The sequence below is a fragment of the Stenotrophomonas sp. Iso1 genome (assembly GCF_027497995.1).
Classification (GTDB): Bacteria; Pseudomonadota; Gammaproteobacteria; order Xanthomonadales; family Xanthomonadaceae; genus Stenotrophomonas.
This window is the reverse complement of the sequence record NZ_JAODBT010000001.1, coordinates 551035-569173: the sequence shown is the minus strand read 5'-3', so window position 1 is coordinate 569173 and position 18139 is coordinate 551035. Positions and strand designations below refer to the sequence as shown.

Below are 18139 nucleotides of genomic sequence, written 5' to 3'. Positions count from 1 at the left end.
CTGTTCCGAAAAGCAGCCACGTTGCCCCCTTCCCCCGCGTGCGGGAGAAGGGACCCACCTAGCGCTTACTTCCGCTCTGCCGCGCTCGCATCACGCACCGCACGGAAGGCTTCTTCCTGGCTCCAGTTCGGCCATGCGCGCGAATTGGCCAGGTTCTCGCCAAGGGTGTAGACCACTTCCAGGTCACGCACCGCTCCCGCGAAGGTCCAGTCGGCCTGCCACTCGTCACCCTGTTGGTGATAGCGCTTGGCGGTGTAATCGTCCGACGCCTTCTTGCCAGCTTCAACGCCGCCCTCAATCCAATCCTGGCCCGCCGCGTACGACAGCGCCGGTACGCCACGCTTGGCGAACGGGAAGTGATCGGAGCGGAAGAACAAACCGGCTTCCGGCTTCGGGTCTGGCGTGTAGCGGATATCCCAACCCTTGGCGACATCCTTCAGCTGATCCAGCAACTCCATCTTCGCCGAGCCGTAGATACCGAAATCACGCGACGGGCTGTTTGCCGCCATGCCGTCCATGTTGATCACCGCCACGGTCTTGGCCAGTGGATACAGCGGATGGCTGGCGTAGTACTCCGAACCCAGCAACCCCTTTTCTTCCGCCGTGACCGCGAGGAACACGATGGAGCGTTGCGGCTTGGGCTGTGCAGCAAAGCCACGTGCAAGTTCCACCAGCGCAGCCGTGCCGCTGGCGTTGTCCATCGCGCCGTTGAAAATACGGTCGCCGCGTGCATCGGGCTCACCCACGCCGATGTGGTCCCAATGCGCGCTGTAGATGACGGTCTCGTCCGCATGGCTGCTGCCTTCCAGACGTGCTGCCACATTCTGCGAGGTGATGACTTCGTTCTTGACCTGGTAGTTGGCCGAGAAGGTTTCACCCTTCAATTCAACCGGCTGGAAATCACGCGACTGCGCCTGCTTCTTCAGTGCGTCGAAATCCAGGCCCGCACGCTTGAACATTTCCACCGCCAGATCACGCTGCACCCAGCCTTCCAGCGCCGGATGTGCTTCTGCCGGGTTGTCCCGCACCACGTCGAACATGGTGTTGGTGTTGGAACCGGCCACCGTCGCCCAGCCATAGGAGGCCGGTGCGGTTTCATGGACGATCAACACGCCGGCCGCGCCCTGGCGCGCGCCTTCTTCATATTTGTAGGTCCAGCGACCGTAGTAGGTCATGCCCTTGCCGTCGAAATCGCCGACGCCAGTTTCAAAATCCGGGTCGTTGATCAGCACCACGGCGATCTTGCCCTTCAGGTCCACGCCCTTGAAGTCGTCCCAGTTGCGCTCGGCGGCCTTGACGCCGTAACCGACGAACACCAGCGGCGCATTGTTGATGGCCACTTGGCTGTCACCGTTCATCGCCGCACGCACCGCGATCTCCTGGCCTTGGGTCAGCACCTGCGGCTTGCCCTGGCCCGTCAATGTGAGCGATGGCGCACCGACAATATCGCCTTTGAGCAACGGCACAGCCTGAGTCCACAGGCGCTTGCCATCCTGAAGATCGCCACCCGGCTGCAGGCCAGCCTCGGCAAACTGCTTGCTCAGATAAGCCACCGTCTTCTGCTCGCCCGCCGTCGCCGGCGCACGGCCTTCATAGGCGTCGGAGGAAAGCTCCTTCACATCGGCCGAAATCCGCGCACCATCAAATTTGGGCGGTGCGGCCATCAAGGCCGTGGATATCGACATCGCCAACAGGCTGATCACTACTCGCTTCACGCTTTCTCTCCACTGGTCAGGCAACCGTTGGAGTGTAGCCAGCTGATCAACTCAGCGCGCAGTGCCGGAGGGCATGGCCGCCGCACGGGCCCGCAATACTTGGCTCTCCCGCGCATTGCCGCTGAGTTCGGCGGCCTGCTCGAACGCCGCACGCGCCTCTTCATGACGGCCGAGCCGGGCCAGCAAATCGCCGCGTACCGCTGCCAACGGCGCGTAGCCCTGCAGTCGCTCATCGTGCTGCAGTGCTTCCAACAGCGGCCAGGCGGCTTCCGCCCCCTGCGCCTGGGCCACGGCCATCGCACGGTTCAGTTCGATCACTGGCGAGGGCATCACTTCACCCAGCCGCGCGTACAGCGTGGCAATGCGGGCCCAGTCGGTCTGCTCGGCACGGCGCGCACGTGCGTGGCAGTCGGCGATGGCGGCCTGCAGCACGTATGGATCATTGCCGTCGTGCAGCTCCAGCGCTTTCTCCAACGCTGCCTGCCCCCGCCCGATCTGCAGCCAATCCCAGCGGCTGCGGTCCTGGTCCAGCAGCAACACCGCCGCGCCGTCAGCGCCGGTGCGTGCGCGCAAACGCGAGGCCTGCAGTTCCATCAAGGCGAGCAGGCCCAGCACCGGAATGGCATTGGGCATCAGCCCGGCCAGCACGCGGCCCAGCCGCAATGCTTCTTCGCACAATGTCGGCCGCGTCCAATCATCGCCGGCACTGGCGGCATAGCCTTCGTTGAAGACCAGATACACCACGTCCAGCACCGACTGCAGGCGCTGCGTCAATTCATGCCGGCGCGGCACTTCAAACGGCACCTTCCGCTCGGACAACAGCCGCTTGGCGCGCACGATGCGCTGAGCGATGGTGGGCTCTGGCTGCAGGTAGGCACGGGCGATTTCATGGGTGGTCAGGCCACACAGCAAGCGCAGGGTAAGTGCCACGCGCGCATCGGCCGGCAACAGCGGATGACAGGCCACAAACACCAGCCGCAGCAGGTCGTCGCCAATGTCATCCACATGATCCTGCGCATCCGCGCCCATGACGTAATCCTGTTGCTCGTCCAGCACCTGCGTCTGCCGTTGCGCATGCAGACGCCGTTGCCGCAGGCGGTCGATGGCGCGCCGCTGTGCGGTAGCCATCAACCAGGCGGCGGGATTGTCTGGAATGCCGTGCTGCGGCCAGTGCTCAAGCGCGGCGACCAGCGCGTCCTGGGCAAGTTCTTCGGCGCTGTCCAGATCGCCCAGCATGCGTGCCAGACGAGCGACCAGACGCGGCGATTCCATGCGCCACAACGTATCGAGCCTTTGCTGGAGATCTGCCTGTTTCATCAGGCAGGAATCACACCATCGCGCCGATGCACACGCAAGCATGGAGTGCATGTTTCAGCTGCATTCGTGCGTTTGCGTCCATTCGATTCCACATGCGTCCCTGCCCGCTCGATACTGCCCCATTACTGCGGGCAGGCGCGCGTATTCACAGATCAAGAAAGGGCTTGAAACCGCCCCAGAACATTCGCTTTCCATCAAACGGCATGGTCTTGGCATCCATACCGGCCAGACGCGGATCGGCCATCGCCTTGGCGTTGACACGATCACGGTGCGCACGCGAGCGGTAGACGATATAGGCGAAGACCACCACCTCGTTTTCCTTCAGCTTCACCGCCTGTGGGAACGAGGTGTGTTTACCCGGTTTGACGTCATCGGCCACCGCCTCCAGATAAGCCAACGCACCATGATCCTTCCACACCGCACCGGCCTTGCGCGCCATACGGCGATACTCGGCAAGCCGCTCCTGCGGCACCGGCAACACGAAACCATCGACGTAACTCATGGGTGTCTCCTTCGTAACGTGATTTGCGCGCTGACCGGCCGCCACAGGCGGCTCGGTCACGCGGTGATTCAGCCGGGTTCGCCATCCATGTGTGCGATCTCCCACAGGTGGCCGTCCAGATCCTGGAAGCCGCGCTGATACATGAAACCGTAGTCGCGCGCCGGCATCGGCTCGGTGGCACCGGCAGCCAATGCCTTGTCCACCAGTTTGTCGACCGCTGCGCGGCTTTCCGACGACAGGCAAGTGATGACTTCAGTCTGCTTGCGCGCATCGCTCAGCGGCTGCGGGGTGAAGGTCTGGAAGAACGGCTCCACCAACAGCATCACGAAGATGGCATCGCTGATGACCATGCAGGCCGCGTTTTCGTCACTGAACTGTGGATTGAAGCTGTAACCCAGCGCGCCGAAGAATGTCCTCGATGCCTCCAGGTCGCGTACGGGCAGGTTCACAAAAATCATCTGTGGTGTCGTCATCGTCATCTCCTTGATCACATCGGCTTCATGCAGTTGACCATCCACGGCTTGCCGTAGCGGTCAGTCAACATGCCCCAGCGGCGCGCCCAGAACGTCTCAGCCAGCGGCATCTGCACCTGTCCACCGTCGGCGAGCGCTGCGAAAACGCGTTCGGCTTCTTCGACGCTGTCTACATCGACATTGATGGTGGTGGCGGTCTGCCCTTCGGCCTGAGGACCATCCGCCGCCATCAGGATCGCCGCGCCCACTTCAAGCTGGCAGTGCGCGACCTGGTCAGCATCCGGCGTGAAGCCTCCGCAACCTTCCATGTCCATGTCCATGTCCGGGCTCGGTGGCATATCGCCGTATTTCATCTCCGAAACCACCTTGCCGCCGAGTGCTTTGGCGTAGAACGCCATCGCTTCATGGGTATTGCCGTTGAAGCCGAGAAACGGAATCAGTTTCATGGTGTTGCTCCCTGTTTCGTGTGTGGGTCAAAGCGGGTTGTCGATGCGGTCCTGCAAACGTTGCTGCTGCGCCTGTAATTCCGGAGTGAGGGCGGCGCCGAAGTCCTCAGCCTCGAAGATCGGCCGGATTTCCACTTCCATCGGTTCGCTGCCCTCGGTGTTGAAGGGCGCACGCTTGAGCCATTCCACGGCTTCGTCCATCGAGCGCACCTGCCACAACCAGAAACCGGCGACCAACTCGCGGGTCTCGGCGAACGGGCCATCGATCACACTGCGTCCGGCGGTACCGTCAAAGCGCACGCGTGCCCCCTTCGCACTGGGGTGCAGGCCCTCGCCGGCCAGCATGATTCCGGCATTGACCAGTTGTTCGTTGAATGCGCCCATGGCGGCCAATTCGGCCTCGCTGGGCATCACGCCGGCCTCGGTATCGGCCGAGGCTTTCACCAACACAATCACTTTCATCGCGGCATCTCCGTCGCCAGCCCTTTGCCGGCTCACATCAAGTACGACGAACCAGTGCGTGGATTCTCGACATCGCCGGCGGCTATTTTTCTGAATGAATTAATGCGGCAATGCAGCAGAATCCGTGCGGCAAAATGAGCGCCTTCCCGATAAGGCGAGCGCGATGAAATTCCTGTTGCTGATCTACATCGAGCCCACGTTGCTGGAGGCATTGCCGGCAACCGACTACGACACGCTGATGCGCCGCTGCATCCAGCACGCGGACAAACTGCAGGCCGAAGGCACGGTGCTGCTGTCACAGAAACTGCAGCCACCCCGCACCGCGCAGACGCTACGCACCCGCCAAAGCCAAGCCCGCATCACCGACGGGCCCTTCGCCGAGACACGCGAAATATTGGCCGGCTTCAACCTGATCGAAGCGGCCGATGCGGAAGAAGCAATGCGTATTGCACAGCAATTTCCCTGGTCAGCCTATGGAAGCATTGAGGTACGGCCGCTGGGTGATCTGGAGGCTGAGCGGGTACGGTTGGGATGAGCTTGCGGACATCAATGTCAGCGCACTGCATCAGCGGCAGAGCGGGAAAAAGGGCAGGTAGAGCTTGCAACTGTCCTGTCCATACCGTGGAAAACTGTGCTGAAGGCGTCCGCATGGCCAACCGCGAAACAACCGCAACACATTGAATAAGAAAGAAATATTCTTTTGGATTGATTAAGGGCCCTTAGAAAAATAATTCTCGACACATCCAGAGTCATTGTTCGTTCACTTTGCGTTTGGGTTCCCACATGGGCGCCTGCGCCAAGAACCAACGCAATGTCTGGAGAGAGAAGATGGTCAAGCGCAAGACAATCCAACGTGCGGCCCTTAGCGCCGCACTGAGCCTGTGCATCGCAGGTGCCGCCCATGCACAAAGCACTACCGGCAGCATCCAAGGCAACATTCCGGTCAAGGCGGGCACAACCACGACCGTGCAGGCCGTCAATAACAGCGGCTTCAGCCGTACCGTCACCGCCGATGCCAACGGCCGCTACACCACCGGCTCACTGCCGGTAGGCAACTACACCGTTACCGTCAAACGCGGCGATCAGGTCATCGGCACACGCAACATCACGGTGATCGTCGGCTCCAGTGCAGATGGCTCGTTTGTTGCTGGCCAAAGCACCGCTGGCACCACAAACCTCGATGCGATCACCGTGACGGCCACCGCGCCGGCTGCGATCGACCTGACCACCACTGATACCCGCACCGTGATCACTGCCGAGCAACTGGCCCGTCTGCCGCTGCAGCATTCAGCCGAAGCGCTGGCGATGCTGGCACCGGGCGCGGTTGCCGGTGCTGCGGGTTACTCCGCGCTGGCCGGGCTGGTGTCCTTTGGTGGCGCTGGTGTATCGGAGAACGCGTACTACATCAACGGCTACTTCAGCGGCGAGCCGCTTTCCAACCTGGGCGGCTTCTCGCTGCCCTATGGCGCCATCTCGCAGCAGGAAACCTTCACCGGCGGCTACAGCGCCAAGTACGGCCGTTCGGCCGGCGGCGTGATCAACCAGATCGGCAAGCGCGGCACCAACGAATGGAGCTTCGGCGGCCAGGTCATGTGGGAGCCCAAGTCGCTGCGTGAGGACTACAAGGATCTCTACCTGCCCAATGCCGCCCTGCCAGATGGCTACGGGTACGAAGATCCGGATGCCGCCGGCAGTCTGTATTCACGTGGCAAGGGCGAGAAGACCGACGTCACGACCTACAGCGCCTATGTTGGCGGCCCGATCATTCCCGATCGCCTGTTCTTGTTCGTTGCCGGTGAGGCCCAGAAGACACAACAGGACACCAACTCAAGCTCACTGGGGGCAGCACGCCGCACCTATGCCGATACGGACAGCCCGAAGATCTACGCCAAGGTCGATTGGAACATCACCGACAACCACCTGCTTGAAGCAACGTGGATGAAGGAGAAGCGGGATCTCAGCGGCTATTACCGTTCGTATGACATCGAGACGAGCGCAATAGGTGACAGGCTCACGGTCACCCCCACTGCGCAAGAGCGGGACAGCGATTACCGCATCTTCAAGTACACCGGCTATCTCACCGATGCGTTGACCCTGAGTGCCACGTACGGCAAAAGCAAGTTCATCGCGCGCGACAAGCCTTACGTACTGCCGGGTGTGCCGCATATTTCCGATCCGACGCTGCAGAACCCAGCGCTCAACGGCAAGGTTCCTGTCCGCAGCCGTCTGGCTGGCTACCAGGGCCGCGACGGTGTGAATGACACCAATGGCCTGCGCGCCGACCTTGAATGGGTGGTGGGCGACCACACGCTCAGCCTCGGTGTGGACAACATCAAATTCGAAGCGGACAACGAAGGCCCCTCGCAGGTTTCCGACTATTGGCTCTATCGCAGTGCCAGCAATCCCTCAAGCAACATCTCTGCGGCCTTGGGCGTTGGGGCACCCGGCGGCACTGGCCACTACGTCTATGATCAGAAGCAATTCAGCAATTCCAGCATGTCGCTGGAACAGAAGGCCTGGTACCTGGAAGACCGCTGGCAAGTTGCTGATACCTTGCTACTGACCGTGGGTCTACGCAACGACGAGTTCACCAACAAGAACAACTCGGGTGAGACCTACATGTCCTCAAAGAACCAATGGGCACCGCGTCTGGGTTTCAGCTGGGACGTAGAGGGTGATGCAAGCCTGAAGGTATTCGGCAACGCTGGCCGCTACTATCTGGCCATGCCCAACAATGTGGCTATCCGCGGCGCCTCGGCGTCCACCTTCACTCGGGAATACTTTACCTACACCGGCATCGACGCCAATGGCGCTCCTACCGGGTTGACCGCAGTATCGGGTGTCAATGGAGGCCCCTCTCCAGGCCCGGTGTCGTCCAACGGTGAGTACGGTCTGCCGGTGGACGTGCTGTCCTTCTCTCCCTCGGACCTGAAGAACATGTACCAGGACGAGTTCATCCTGGGCTTTGACAAGCAGATCAACGAGAAATGGGTTGCCGGCGCCAAGCTGACCTACCGCGACCTGAAGTCCTCGATCGATGACGTCTGCGACCCAGGCACCTTCATGAGCGCCAACGGCCTGAGTCAGTCCGGGACGAAGGAGGGCAAGATCATCGCCGCCACCGATGACGGTCGCTTCCTCGAAGTAGCTTCCTGCTACATGTTCAATCCGGGCGGCACCAATACCTTCAGCCTGGCCAACGTGGACGCGGCCGGCAACCATATTGGTGGACGTGCTGACTACAAGATGTCGTCCAGTGACTGGGGCTTCAAGAAGGGCTTGAAGCGTACGTACAAAGCCATCGACCTGTACCTGGAGCATCCTTTCGACGGCACATGGGAAGGCCGTGTCATGTACACGTTCTCCAAGAGCGAGGGTAACAACGAAGGCCAGGTGAAGTCCGAGTTTGGCCAGATCAACATCTCCAAGACCCAGGACTGGGATGCATGGCAGATGATGCAGTACGCCGATGGCTACCTCGCCAATGATCGCCGCCACCAGCTCAAACTGTTCGGCAGCTACATGATCACGCCGGAGTGGACCGTGGCCGGCAACATCCGGGTGCAATCGGGTACGCCGATCAGCTGCCTGGGCTACTACAACCCGGACGGCACCATCGACGAGGGCTCCGATGCGGGCGATCCCATCGGCTATAGCGCCGCTTATCACACCTGCTTCGGCTCGATTGCCAAGCCGGGCGCCAAGCGCACAGCATGGACACGCAATGTTGACCTGAGTGTGGGCTACCGCCCTGCCGCCATCCTGGATGGCAAGCTTGGTTTCAACCTGCAGGTGTTCAACGCGTTGAACGAGGATAAGCCCCTGCAGGTGGATGTGACCTCCGAAAGCGGCCCTTACACCGTGTCCAACACGTATCTGCTGCCACAGGCCCGCCAGACTCCCCGTTTCGTGCGGTTGTCTGCGCAGTACGACTTCTGATGGTCTAAGCAGCCATTCCGAGAGATAGCTCTCACTGTCAACTATTGACCCCGGCTCCGGCCGGGGTCTTTTTTTTGCCTGGGTGGCATGCGTTGGATGAATTTTTTAGGGCAACAAAGCTTCCAAGCACCCAACTCAGCAGAGTTGTCGATCAGAAAAACTTCACCTTCATCTGGGCTGGGTTATCGCCGTCACTTTGGCTCAAAGCGTGTCGCGCTGCAATTCCCGTACTCAGCCTACGTAAGCATCGAAATGTGGTTGTTGGAGCCCTGGAGAGGGAGCGGTCGCGGCTAGGAGCGATGAGGCCACGGGTTGGTCCAGCCTTCGCTTCGCACCAAAATTTTGGTTGAGTGAGCACTTCTCCAGTCAGAAACCGTGTCGAAAATCACACTATGACCCAATGCACTTGACATGCAACCAACTGAATTACAAAGAAATAATAATTTCCCTCGAAAATATTGTTCATGTAATGTTAATTTTTCTTTCATCTGCAGTTATTGTTCGTTCACTTGGCGTTTAGGTCCCGCATGGGCACCAGCACCAAGAACCATGAACCATGAACCAACACAACTTCTGGAGAGAGAAGATGGTCAAGCGCAAGACAATCCAACGCGCAGCCCTCAGTGCCGCACTGAGCCTGTGCATCGCTGGTGGCGCTTATGCGCAGAGCACCAGCGGCAGCATCTACGGCACCGTTCAAGCCACTGGTAGCGGAACCACTGTCCAAGCAACCAGCAACAGTGGTGTGACCCGTACAGTTACGGTAGGAGCGGACGGCCGATACAGCATCAGTTCGCTGCCCGTCGGCAACTACAAAATCACCGTGCAACGCGACGGCCAGGTCGTCGGCACCCGTGATGTTTCGGTCATCGTCGGCGCAGGTACCGATGCGTCATTCGCAGCAAGTGAGGGGGGCAACGCCTCTACGCTGGAGACGGTCAATGTTCGTGCCACGGCAGCCGCTTCCATTGATCTCACTGCCGTAGATACCCGCACGGTCATCACCGCCGAGCAATTGGAACGTCTGCCTATCGGCCGCACCGCCGAAGCTATCGCGATGTTGGCTCCGGGTGCCGTCGCGGGTGCGGGCGGCTTCGGCGCATTGGCGGGCTTGGTGTCTTTTGGCGGCGCGGGCGCTTCGGAGAATGCGTACTACATCAATGGCTACTTCACTGGTGAGCCACTCTCCAATCTAGGCGGATCCGGCCTTCCGTTCGTCGCTGTGGCGCAGCAGGAAACTTATACCGGCGGTTACAGCGCCAAGTACGGTCGCTCGGACGGCGGCGTGATCAGCCAGATCGGCAAGAGCGGTACCAATGAATGGAAATTCGGTGCGCAAATCGATTGGGCACCCAAGTCACTGCGGTCGCGTCGCGATGATCTGTACTTGCCGAATATTGATTTGTCCCAGTTCAATTCCAATCCCAATCTGCCATCCACCTGTGGAGTCGATAAGGACGAAAAGTGCCAATGGGGATATGCCGACCCGACGCTTGCAGGCACCAAGTACCAGAGCGGCAAAGGGGTTGAATTCGGATCCACGCGTTACAGCGGTTATGTCGGCGGCCCGATCATCCAGGACAAGCTGTTCTTCTTCGCTGGCGGTGAATGGTACAAGACCGACTCGGTGAGCAATCCCAATACTCTGGGTAGCGCACGCAGCACGCATGCCGAAGACGACAATTCCAAGTACTACGCAAAGCTGAACTGGAACATCACCGACAATCACCTATTGGAAGCTACCTGGTTCCAGCAGAACGACGACTACAGCGGTACCTATCATGACTACGACCTAGGCAACTTCACCGAAGGTGAAAAGCTCTCAATCGTGCCGACGCCAGTCATCAAGGAAACCGACTATCGCATCCTGAAGTACACCGGCTTCCTGACCGATACGTTGACGCTGAATGCCACCTACGGCAGCAGTGATTTCACAAATCGTCAAATCAACCCCTCGATTGTTGCTGGGGCCCCTTACATTGCTGGCTCCAATTTCCAGAACCCGGCAGCCAACGGTGGCAATGAGGTCAAGAACATCCAAGGTGGCTATCAGAGCATTGATGCCAAGGACAAAACGCGTGGCCTGCGCGCAGATCTGGAATGGGTCGTCGGTGATCACACGCTCAGCGTGGGCGTGGACAACATCAAGTTCGAGGCAAAAAACGAAGGTACCTCACAGATTGCCGAGTATTGGGAGTACAGGAAAGCAAGCTCTGGCTCCACGAACGCAAACGCTGCCCTGGGTGTCGGCGCACCCGGTGGCGATGGCTACTACGTACGTGAGTTGAAATATTTCAACAACACCAGCATGGAGCTAAATCAGAAAGCCTGGTATCTGGAAGATCGCTGGAAGGTCACCGACAACATTCTGGTGTCACTGGGTATCCGCAACGACGAATTCGAGAACAAGAACGATGCCGGCGTGGCTTACATGGATGCCAAGGATCAATGGGCACCACGACTGGGCCTGAGCTGGGACGTGTTCGGAGATGCTTCGCTGAAGATCTTCGGCAATGCCGGCCGCTACTTCCTGGCTATGCCTAACAATGTCGCCGTCCGCGGTGCCTCGGCCTCCACCTATACCTGGCAGTACTACACCTATACCGGCATCGGTGCCGACGGCCGGCCCACCGGCTTGCAAGATGTCGGTGGCGTCAATGGCGCGCCGGCACCGGGTCCTGTCTCGTCCAACGGCGAGTATGGTGAGCCCATCGACGTGCTGGCATTCGCCCCCAAGGACATGAAAAACATGTACCAGGACGAATACATCCTGGGCTTCGACAAGACTTGGGGCGACAACTGGGTATATGGCGCCAAGTTCACCTACCGTGACCTGAAGTCCTCGATCGACGACATCTGCGACAGCGGCAAGATCGTCGACAAGCTGATCGCCAACAAAATCGACCCGGACTCGGTGGAAGTCGCCAGCTGCTACATGTTCAACCCAGGCGGCACCAACACCTTCAGCCTGAAGAACGTTGATGGTTCCGGTCGCACTGAAGTCCGCATGGGCTCGGCAGACTGGGGTTTCGAAGAAGGTGTCAAGCGCACATACAAGGCCTTGGACCTGTACCTGGAGCACCCGTTTGACGGCAAGTGGGAAGGCCGTTTGAACTACACCTACAGCAAGAGTGAAGGCAACAACGAAGGCCAGGTGAAGTCCGAGTTCGGCCAGACGAACATCTCCAAAACCCAGGATTGGGACGCCGCCGAGATGATGCGCTTCGCCAATGGCTATCTGGCCAACGATCGTCGCCACCAGATCAAGCTGTACGGCAGCTATGCCATCACCCCGGAGTGGATGCTGGGTGGCAACGTGCGGGTGATGTCCGGTTCACCGATCAGCTGTTTGGGTTACTACAACCCGGATGGGTCAATCAACGAAGGCACGTCCGAGGGTGATCCGATTGGTTACGGGCCCGCGTATCACACCTGCCTGGGCAGCATTGCGAAGCCAGGCGCCAAGCGGAATCCCTGGACCAAGAGCATCGATTTGGCAGTGACCTATAGGCCCGCCTACTTCGACAACAAGCTGTCCTTCAACGTGCAGATCTTCAACGTACTGGACGAGCAGAAGGCCACGCAGGTGCAGGTAACCTCGGAAGAGGACGCCTACACAATAGCCAATGACTATCTGGTGCCGATTGCGCGCCAGACGCCACGCTATGTGATGTTCTCGGCCTCTTACGATTTCTGATGATCTAAGCAGCCATTCCGAGAGATAGCTCTCACTGCCAACCATTGACCCCGGCTCCGGCCGGGGTCTTTTTTTGCCTGGGTGGCACGCGTCGTGTGAGCTTTTTATGCCCCCAAAGCCCTCGACCATACCCCATTCAGCAAAATGTTAGTTAGTGAAATTCTTTATTTTCAAATACTTAAATATAGTTTCAGCTGATATTGCAAAATCAAACCAAATGAAATTAATATTTCGTTCAGCTGTAACGGAAATTTCATCCTGACCAGCTCAAGACACGAAATCGTTTTCATGATCAAGGAAATTTGATGAGCAGTGCAAAGCAAACAGTTCGACTGAAGCGCACAGCGCTCGCGGTAATTCTGACCTCGGTCATCGCCGCCGCTTCCGCCCAGAGCACCACTGGCTCCCTGTTCGGCAACGCCCCCGCGGCCGCAGGCGCCACCATCACTGTGCAAAACGAATCTGGCCTCAAGCGCACCGCCACGGTGGACGCCAACGGTCGCTACAACCTCGGCTCGCTGCCGGTGGGCAACTACTCGGTCACCCTGCAGCGCGATGGGCAAGTGGTCGACAAGCGTGAAAACGTGCTGCTGCGCGTCGGCGCCGGTACGGAAGTTTCCTTCGGCGGCGGCGGCGCCACCACGCTCGACGCGGTGACGGTCACTGCAGCCAGCATGCCGAAGATCGACGTCTCCAACACCGTGTCCAAGTCGGTGGTCACCTCCGAGCAATTGGACGTACTGCCGCTTGGCCGCAGTGCAGAGGCCATTGCATTGCTTGCCCCGGGCGTCATCGCCGGCAGTCAGCAGTTCTCGAACGGCTCGCGTTCGGTGCTGTCCTTTGGCGGCGCCAGCGTCACCGAGAATGCGTACTACATCAACGGTTACAACGTCAGCAATCCATTGAGTGCGATGGGCGGCGTCAGCCTGCCGTATGGCTCGATCGACCAGCAGGAAACCTACACCGGCGGTTACAGCGCGCGTTACGGGCGCTCTACCGGTGGCGTGATCAACCAGTTGGGCAAGCGTGGCACCAATGAGTGGCACTTCGGTGCTCAGACCACATGGTCGCCTGACAGCCTTTCCGCTTCGCCGCGCGATATCTGGTATCCGCGGGAAGGTTCGATCTACCGCTATCGCGACAACGACACCAAGACACGGACCACTACCAGCGGCTACGTCAGTGGTCCGCTGATCGAGGATCGCCTATTCGTGCAATTGGCCGCCGAAGCCGACAAGACGGATGGTGTATCCACCAACAGCATCGAATCAGCGCAACAGGCACGCAACAATTACAGCTACAGCTCGCCGAAGTTCTACGGCAAGATCGATTGGAACATCAACGACAACAACACGCTGGAATACACCCGTATCCAGAACACCGATCGTCAGGCCGGCTACTACACTGCGTTCGACTACGATGACCTGAGTGAAGGTGGGCGCACCGGTGTCTATCCCAACACCACCAAGATCAAGGACACCTACGACATCTTCAAGTACACCGGCTACCTGACCGATGACTTGACCTTGAGCGCGACCTACGGCCGAAGCAAGCAGGACAACCTGTCCTCCAACCCCAGCGACTCCCCTCTGGCCTACATCAGCGGCTCGGCATTCCAGGATCCGTCGATCACCGGCGGCTCTCCGATCCGCAACTCCCAGGCAACCAACGCCGGCAAGGCTGACGATGCTGGCAGCAAGACCCGTGGCTTGCGTGTAGATCTGGAATACCGCATCGGCAATCACGAGCTGACTGCCGGTATCGACAACATGTACTACAACGCGCACAACGAGGGCCAGTCGATGACCGGTCCAGGCTACGCGTGGATTTACGCCCAGCTTGATCCCAACGAGTCACCAAACAGCAAGTTCAACATCGCCCCGCCGGGCGGCGAAGGCTACATGGTGCAGAAGTACATCTTCTCCACCACCACCAGCATGAGCGTGGAGCAGAAGGCCTACTATCTGGAAGACCGCTGGCAGGTTTCTCCCAACTGGCTTGTCACACTGGGCCTGCGCAACGACAAGTTCACCAACTTCAACAGCGCCGCCGTTCCCTACGTTGAAAGCGGTGACCAGTGGGCTCCGCGTGCCGGCGTGAGCTGGGATGTATTTGGTGATTCCTCGCTGAAGGTGTTCGCCAACCTGGGCCGTTACTATCTGGCCCTTCCCAACAGCGTGGCTATCCGCGGTGCCTCGGCCTCGACCTATACCCGCGAGTACTTCACCTACTCCGGCATTGATGCCGACGGCAACCCGACTGGTCTGACTGCTCTGGGCCCAGGCCCGGTGTCGTCCAACAACGAATACGGCACCGCACCGGATCCGTACTCGGTTGCACCGACCGATCTGAAGTCGCAATACCAGGATGAGCTGATCCTCGGCTTTGAAAAGACCCTGGGTGAATCATGGAACACGGGCGCCAAGGTCACCTACCGTCGTCTGCAGGCTGCAATCGATGACGTCTGCGATCCGGATCGCATGGCTGACAAACTGACCGCCTCCGGCGTGGACCCGGATTCGGTGACCATCCCGGGCTGCCTGATCTTCAACCCGGGCAAAACCAACAGCTTCATGTTGGCCAATGTCGACGGCTCGGGTTACACCCAGCTGCAGATGAACGGCCATGACTGGGGCTTCGGCAGCCAGAAGGCCAAGCGTGACTACGTCGCCGTCGATCTGTTCATCGAACACCCGATGACCGACAAGTGGTACGGCCGCCTTGACTACACCTGGTCGCGTAACTTCGGCAACACCGAAGGCCAGGTGAAGTCCGACATCGGTCAGGACGACGTTTCCAAGACGCAGGACTGGGATGGCAGTTACCTGATGGAATACTCCGGTGGCTATCTGGCCAACGACCGTCGCCATCAGTTGAAGGGCTTTGCCGCCTACCAGTTCAACGATGAGTGGACCGCCTCGGCAACGCTGAGCGTCGCCTCGGGCATGCCCAAGAGCTGCCTGGGCTACTACGGCACCGACGTAAGCGATCCGATGGGCTATGAGTCGGCCTACCACTACTGCGGTGGCAAGCCGTCCCGTCCGGGTGATGCTGGTCGTCAGCCGTGGACCAAGCGTCTGGACATGGGCGTGCAATATCGTCCGTCCTTCGCTGATCACAAGCTGGCCTTCGGCCTAAACGTCTTCAACGTCTTCAATGAACTGAAGCCGGTGCAGAGCGAAGCCGAGTACGAAGTGGGCCCGAAGAAGGTGTCGGAAACCTACGGCATGGGCACCTACTACACCGCACCGCGTTCTGTGCGTCTGTCGGCTTCCTACGACTTCTGATCGTAGAAGCTCAGCCGCAAGGTGATCTCTCTTAAATGATGTACTTGAAGCCCCGGCATCTTGCCGGGGCTTTTTTATCGTTGGCAGTAATACCAACGCAACAGCCGGTAGAGCGGAGCCATGCTCCACTGCAGCAATTCCGGAGCATCGCCTGCCAAGCCTGACTCGGAACTACAGAAGCATTCACGCGAATGCATCAGCAACGGCTCACTGCACCACCACCGCCAACTCCCTCCCCACCACCGCCTCATTCCCGCTGTAATCCTTCGCGGTGATGCGAATGGTGTAATCCCCCGGCAACAACTCCGACGGCTGCAACCGTCCCGTCGCCAGCTGCCCATCGCGCACGGTATTGGTCAGCACATAGCGAAAGCGGGTACTGCTGCTGCCATGCACGGTGATGCCACTGTCGGCGGCATAGGCCACCTTTACGGCCTCACGCTGTGGCGGCATGCGGTTGAAGATGAGGTTCATGCGTGGCTGCTCGTAACCTGGCAGCGGCTGTCCCTTCGCATCGAGGATCTGGTAGCCCAGCGCGTAAAGGCCGAGTCGGCGACGCGACAGGTTGTTGTCCACTTGGTCCCAGGCTTCCACCACCAACTGCAGACCGCCGCCATCGCGGGCTACCTGCAATCGTCCCTCCACCTTTCCGCGCAGGCGCTGGTCATTGCTGTCCAGCAAAGCGATGTCGTCGATCTTCGGCGCAACGTGATCGGCGTAGTTGCGGAAGCCCAGCCGCACCGCATTGCGCTCGTAACCCGACGGCCCCACCGCCAGATGCACATGCGCCTGGTTATTGATGCTGCCCAGCGCATCGCCGGGTTGGAAACGCGTGCCGCGACGCACGCGCACGCGGTCCAGTCGTCCCGCCTCATCGTTGACCAGTTGGAAGCGCGCCGCGTCGAGGGGGCGATTGCTGGCATCGCGTCCCACCTTCATGTGGATGTAGTCGAGCGTGTCCAGCGAGAAGCCTTCCGCCTGCCCGCCCAGCGTCCAGGTTGATGCCGGGCTGCTGACTTTGCCGTTGGCAATCGCCAGTACGGTTTGGCCAACATCGCCGCGCACATCGAAACCGCTGTGCAGGTGATGACGACTCTCACCGCTGAAGTTGCCACGTACTTCGCCCAGCGTGCCGGTCACTTCATGCCAACCGGTCTGCGGCGCCAACGGCCAGCGGCCTTCATTGCGCGGCAACGGGTTATCCGCTGACGGCCCCAGCTCCGCCAATTGCGGCACGGTGCCGGCCGGCAATTGCTGCAGATGATGCAGACGATGGGCATCGGCATCGGTTACCACCAAGCTGCCATCCGCCGCGACGGCCACACCTGCCGGACGCGCGAACCGCTCGGCATCGTTGCCCGCCACAGCCACCCCATGGCCAGTGGGCGATACCTGCAGCACGCGTCCGCTCAAACGCTCGCCCACGTAAACCACCCCATCGTGCGTCAGCGCCAGCGTCATCGGCCCCCATAACACGCGCTCACCATCGCCGCCGCCCATCCGGGTGTTGACCTCACCGGCCGGGGTGATGGTGCGCAGCGCATTGTTCTGCAGGTCCGCCACCCACACGTTGCCATGCGTATCTACTGCCACGTCGGTGGGCGTATCGAAACGTGCCTGTGTGCCAAGGCCGTCAACCCAGTCCGGCCGCTCACCACCGGCCAACGTCCACACACGGCCATCGGTCTCGATCACGCGGATACGGTCGTTCCAGGTATCGGCCACGTAGACGCGGCCCTCTGGCCCGACTGCCACGCCCATCGGCCCGTTGAACTGCGCCTGCGCCCCCGTGCCATCGGCAAAACCGGGGCGGCCGTTGCCGCCCAGCGTACTTACCTGCCCCTGCGGCGTGACCTTGCGGATGGCGTGATTGCCGGTGTCGGCCACGTACAGGTTGCCCTGCGCATCCACGGCGATACCCGAGGGTGTATTGAATGCCGCAGCCTGCCCGCTGCCATCGACAAAACCTTCGCGACCACCGGCGAGCACGTGGAACACGCCATCCGGCGTCCGATAGACGATGCGGTTGTTGTCGCCCGCATCCGCCACGAACAACACACCGCCGCTGATCGCCACGCCCCACGGGTCACTGAAGCGCGTCTGCGCCGGAGCGCCCTGCGTATTGCCGGCGATGCCATCACCGCCCAACAACCCCACCTGCGCCCGCCAACCCAGCGGTGTCGCCGCCGGGCCACTGGGCAACGGCGGCTGCGGCGCCCACAGGAAACTGGCCGCCAGCGCGGCCCCGGTTACGACGACAACGGCGCTCACCCAATATTTGCGTTCCATCCACACCCACCC

11 protein-coding genes are annotated in these 18139 nt (G+C 60.2%); 4 read left to right on the top strand and 7 right to left on the bottom strand.

Features of this window, described 5'->3' with window-relative positions:
• Positions 1 to 65: 65 nt before the first annotated feature.
• From PAN08_RS02250 to PAN08_RS02225, 6 genes are all read right to left on the bottom strand, one after another.
• Positions 66 to 1715 (bottom strand): M28 family metallopeptidase, encoded by a 1650-nt coding sequence (locus tag PAN08_RS02250; RefSeq protein WP_269789930.1) that lies wholly within the window; start codon positions 1713 to 1715, stop codon positions 66 to 68.
• Between the two features lie 51 nt (positions 1716 to 1766).
• On the bottom strand, positions 1767 to 3032 hold the full coding sequence (locus PAN08_RS02245) for an RNA polymerase sigma factor (RefSeq protein WP_269789929.1): 1266 nt from the start codon (positions 3030 to 3032) through the stop codon (positions 1767 to 1769).
• 145 nt (positions 3033 to 3177) lie between these two features.
• Positions 3178 to 3534, bottom strand: coding sequence for a DUF1428 domain-containing protein (locus tag PAN08_RS02240; RefSeq protein ID WP_269789928.1), 357 nt, complete (start codon positions 3532 to 3534; stop codon positions 3178 to 3180).
• Positions 3535 to 3602: 68 nt separating this feature from the next.
• On the bottom strand, positions 3603 to 4013 hold the full coding sequence (locus PAN08_RS02235; protein ID WP_269791142.1) for a VOC family protein: 411 nt from the start codon (positions 4011 to 4013) through the stop codon (positions 3603 to 3605).
• Between the two features lie 8 nt (positions 4014 to 4021).
• On the bottom strand, positions 4022 to 4453 hold the full coding sequence (locus PAN08_RS02230) for a VOC family protein (RefSeq protein WP_269789927.1): 432 nt from the start codon (positions 4451 to 4453) through the stop codon (positions 4022 to 4024).
• A gap of 27 nt (positions 4454 to 4480) precedes the next feature.
• Positions 4481 to 4915 carry a YciI family protein gene (locus tag PAN08_RS02225; RefSeq protein ID WP_269789926.1) on the bottom strand — a complete coding sequence of 145 codons (435 nt, stop codon included), beginning with the start codon at positions 4913 to 4915 and terminating at the stop codon, positions 4481 to 4483.
• 163 nt (positions 4916 to 5078) lie between these two features.
• Here PAN08_RS02225 and PAN08_RS02220 point away from each other — a divergent pair, with 163 nt between their 5' ends.
• From PAN08_RS02220 to PAN08_RS02205, 4 genes are all read left to right on the top strand, one after another.
• Positions 5079 to 5450: a YciI family protein gene (locus PAN08_RS02220; RefSeq protein WP_269789925.1), complete on the top strand. Its 372-nt coding sequence runs from the start codon at positions 5079 to 5081 to the stop codon at positions 5448 to 5450.
• A gap of 293 nt (positions 5451 to 5743) precedes the next feature.
• Positions 5744 to 8854 carry a TonB-dependent receptor gene (locus PAN08_RS02215; RefSeq protein WP_269789924.1) on the top strand — a complete coding sequence of 1037 codons (3111 nt, stop codon included), beginning with the start codon at positions 5744 to 5746 and terminating at the stop codon, positions 8852 to 8854.
• Positions 8855 to 9410: 556 nt separating this feature from the next.
• Positions 9411 to 12551, top strand: coding sequence for a carboxypeptidase regulatory-like domain-containing protein (locus PAN08_RS02210; protein ID WP_269789923.1), 3141 nt, complete (start codon positions 9411 to 9413; stop codon positions 12549 to 12551).
• Between the two features lie 305 nt (positions 12552 to 12856).
• Entirely contained in the window at positions 12857 to 15838 is a 2982-nt protein-coding gene (locus PAN08_RS02205; RefSeq protein ID WP_269789922.1) for a TonB-dependent receptor, read from the top strand.
• A gap of 207 nt (positions 15839 to 16045) precedes the next feature.
• On the opposite strand, the gene PAN08_RS02200 is transcribed toward PAN08_RS02205, so the two are convergent.
• Complete coding sequence (locus PAN08_RS02200) at positions 16046 to 18127, bottom strand: gluconolaconase (protein ID WP_269789921.1); 2082 nt, start codon at positions 18125 to 18127, stop codon at positions 16046 to 16048.
• Positions 18128 to 18139 lie beyond the last annotated feature (12 nt).

What these genes read in the sequence shown, in the direction of transcription:
- PAN08_RS02245 (WP_269789929.1), bottom strand. Translation starts at nt 3,032, where the DNA reads ATGAAACAGGCAGATCTCCAGCAAAGGCTCGATACGTTGTGGCGCATG.
- PAN08_RS02240 (WP_269789928.1), bottom strand. Translation starts at nt 3,534, where the DNA reads ATGAGTTACGTCGATGGTTTCGTGTTGCCGGTGCCGCAGGAGCGGCTT.
- PAN08_RS02235 (WP_269791142.1), bottom strand. Translation starts at nt 4,013, where the DNA reads ATGACGATGACGACACCACAGATGATTTTTGTGAACCTGCCCGTACGC.
- PAN08_RS02230 (WP_269789927.1), bottom strand. Translation starts at nt 4,453, where the DNA reads ATGAAACTGATTCCGTTTCTCGGCTTCAACGGCAATACCCATGAAGCG.
- PAN08_RS02225 (WP_269789926.1), bottom strand. Translation starts at nt 4,915, where the DNA reads ATGAAAGTGATTGTGTTGGTGAAAGCCTCGGCCGATACCGAGGCCGGC.
- PAN08_RS02220 (WP_269789925.1), top strand. Translation starts at nt 5,079, where the DNA reads ATGAAATTCCTGTTGCTGATCTACATCGAGCCCACGTTGCTGGAGGCA.
- PAN08_RS02215 (WP_269789924.1), top strand. Translation starts at nt 5,744, where the DNA reads ATGGTCAAGCGCAAGACAATCCAACGTGCGGCCCTTAGCGCCGCACTG.
- PAN08_RS02210 (WP_269789923.1), top strand. Translation starts at nt 9,411, where the DNA reads ATGAACCAACACAACTTCTGGAGAGAGAAGATGGTCAAGCGCAAGACA.
- PAN08_RS02205 (WP_269789922.1), top strand. Translation starts at nt 12,857, where the DNA reads ATGAGCAGTGCAAAGCAAACAGTTCGACTGAAGCGCACAGCGCTCGCG.
- PAN08_RS02200 (WP_269789921.1), bottom strand. Translation starts at nt 18,127, where the DNA reads ATGGAACGCAAATATTGGGTGAGCGCCGTTGTCGTCGTAACCGGGGCC.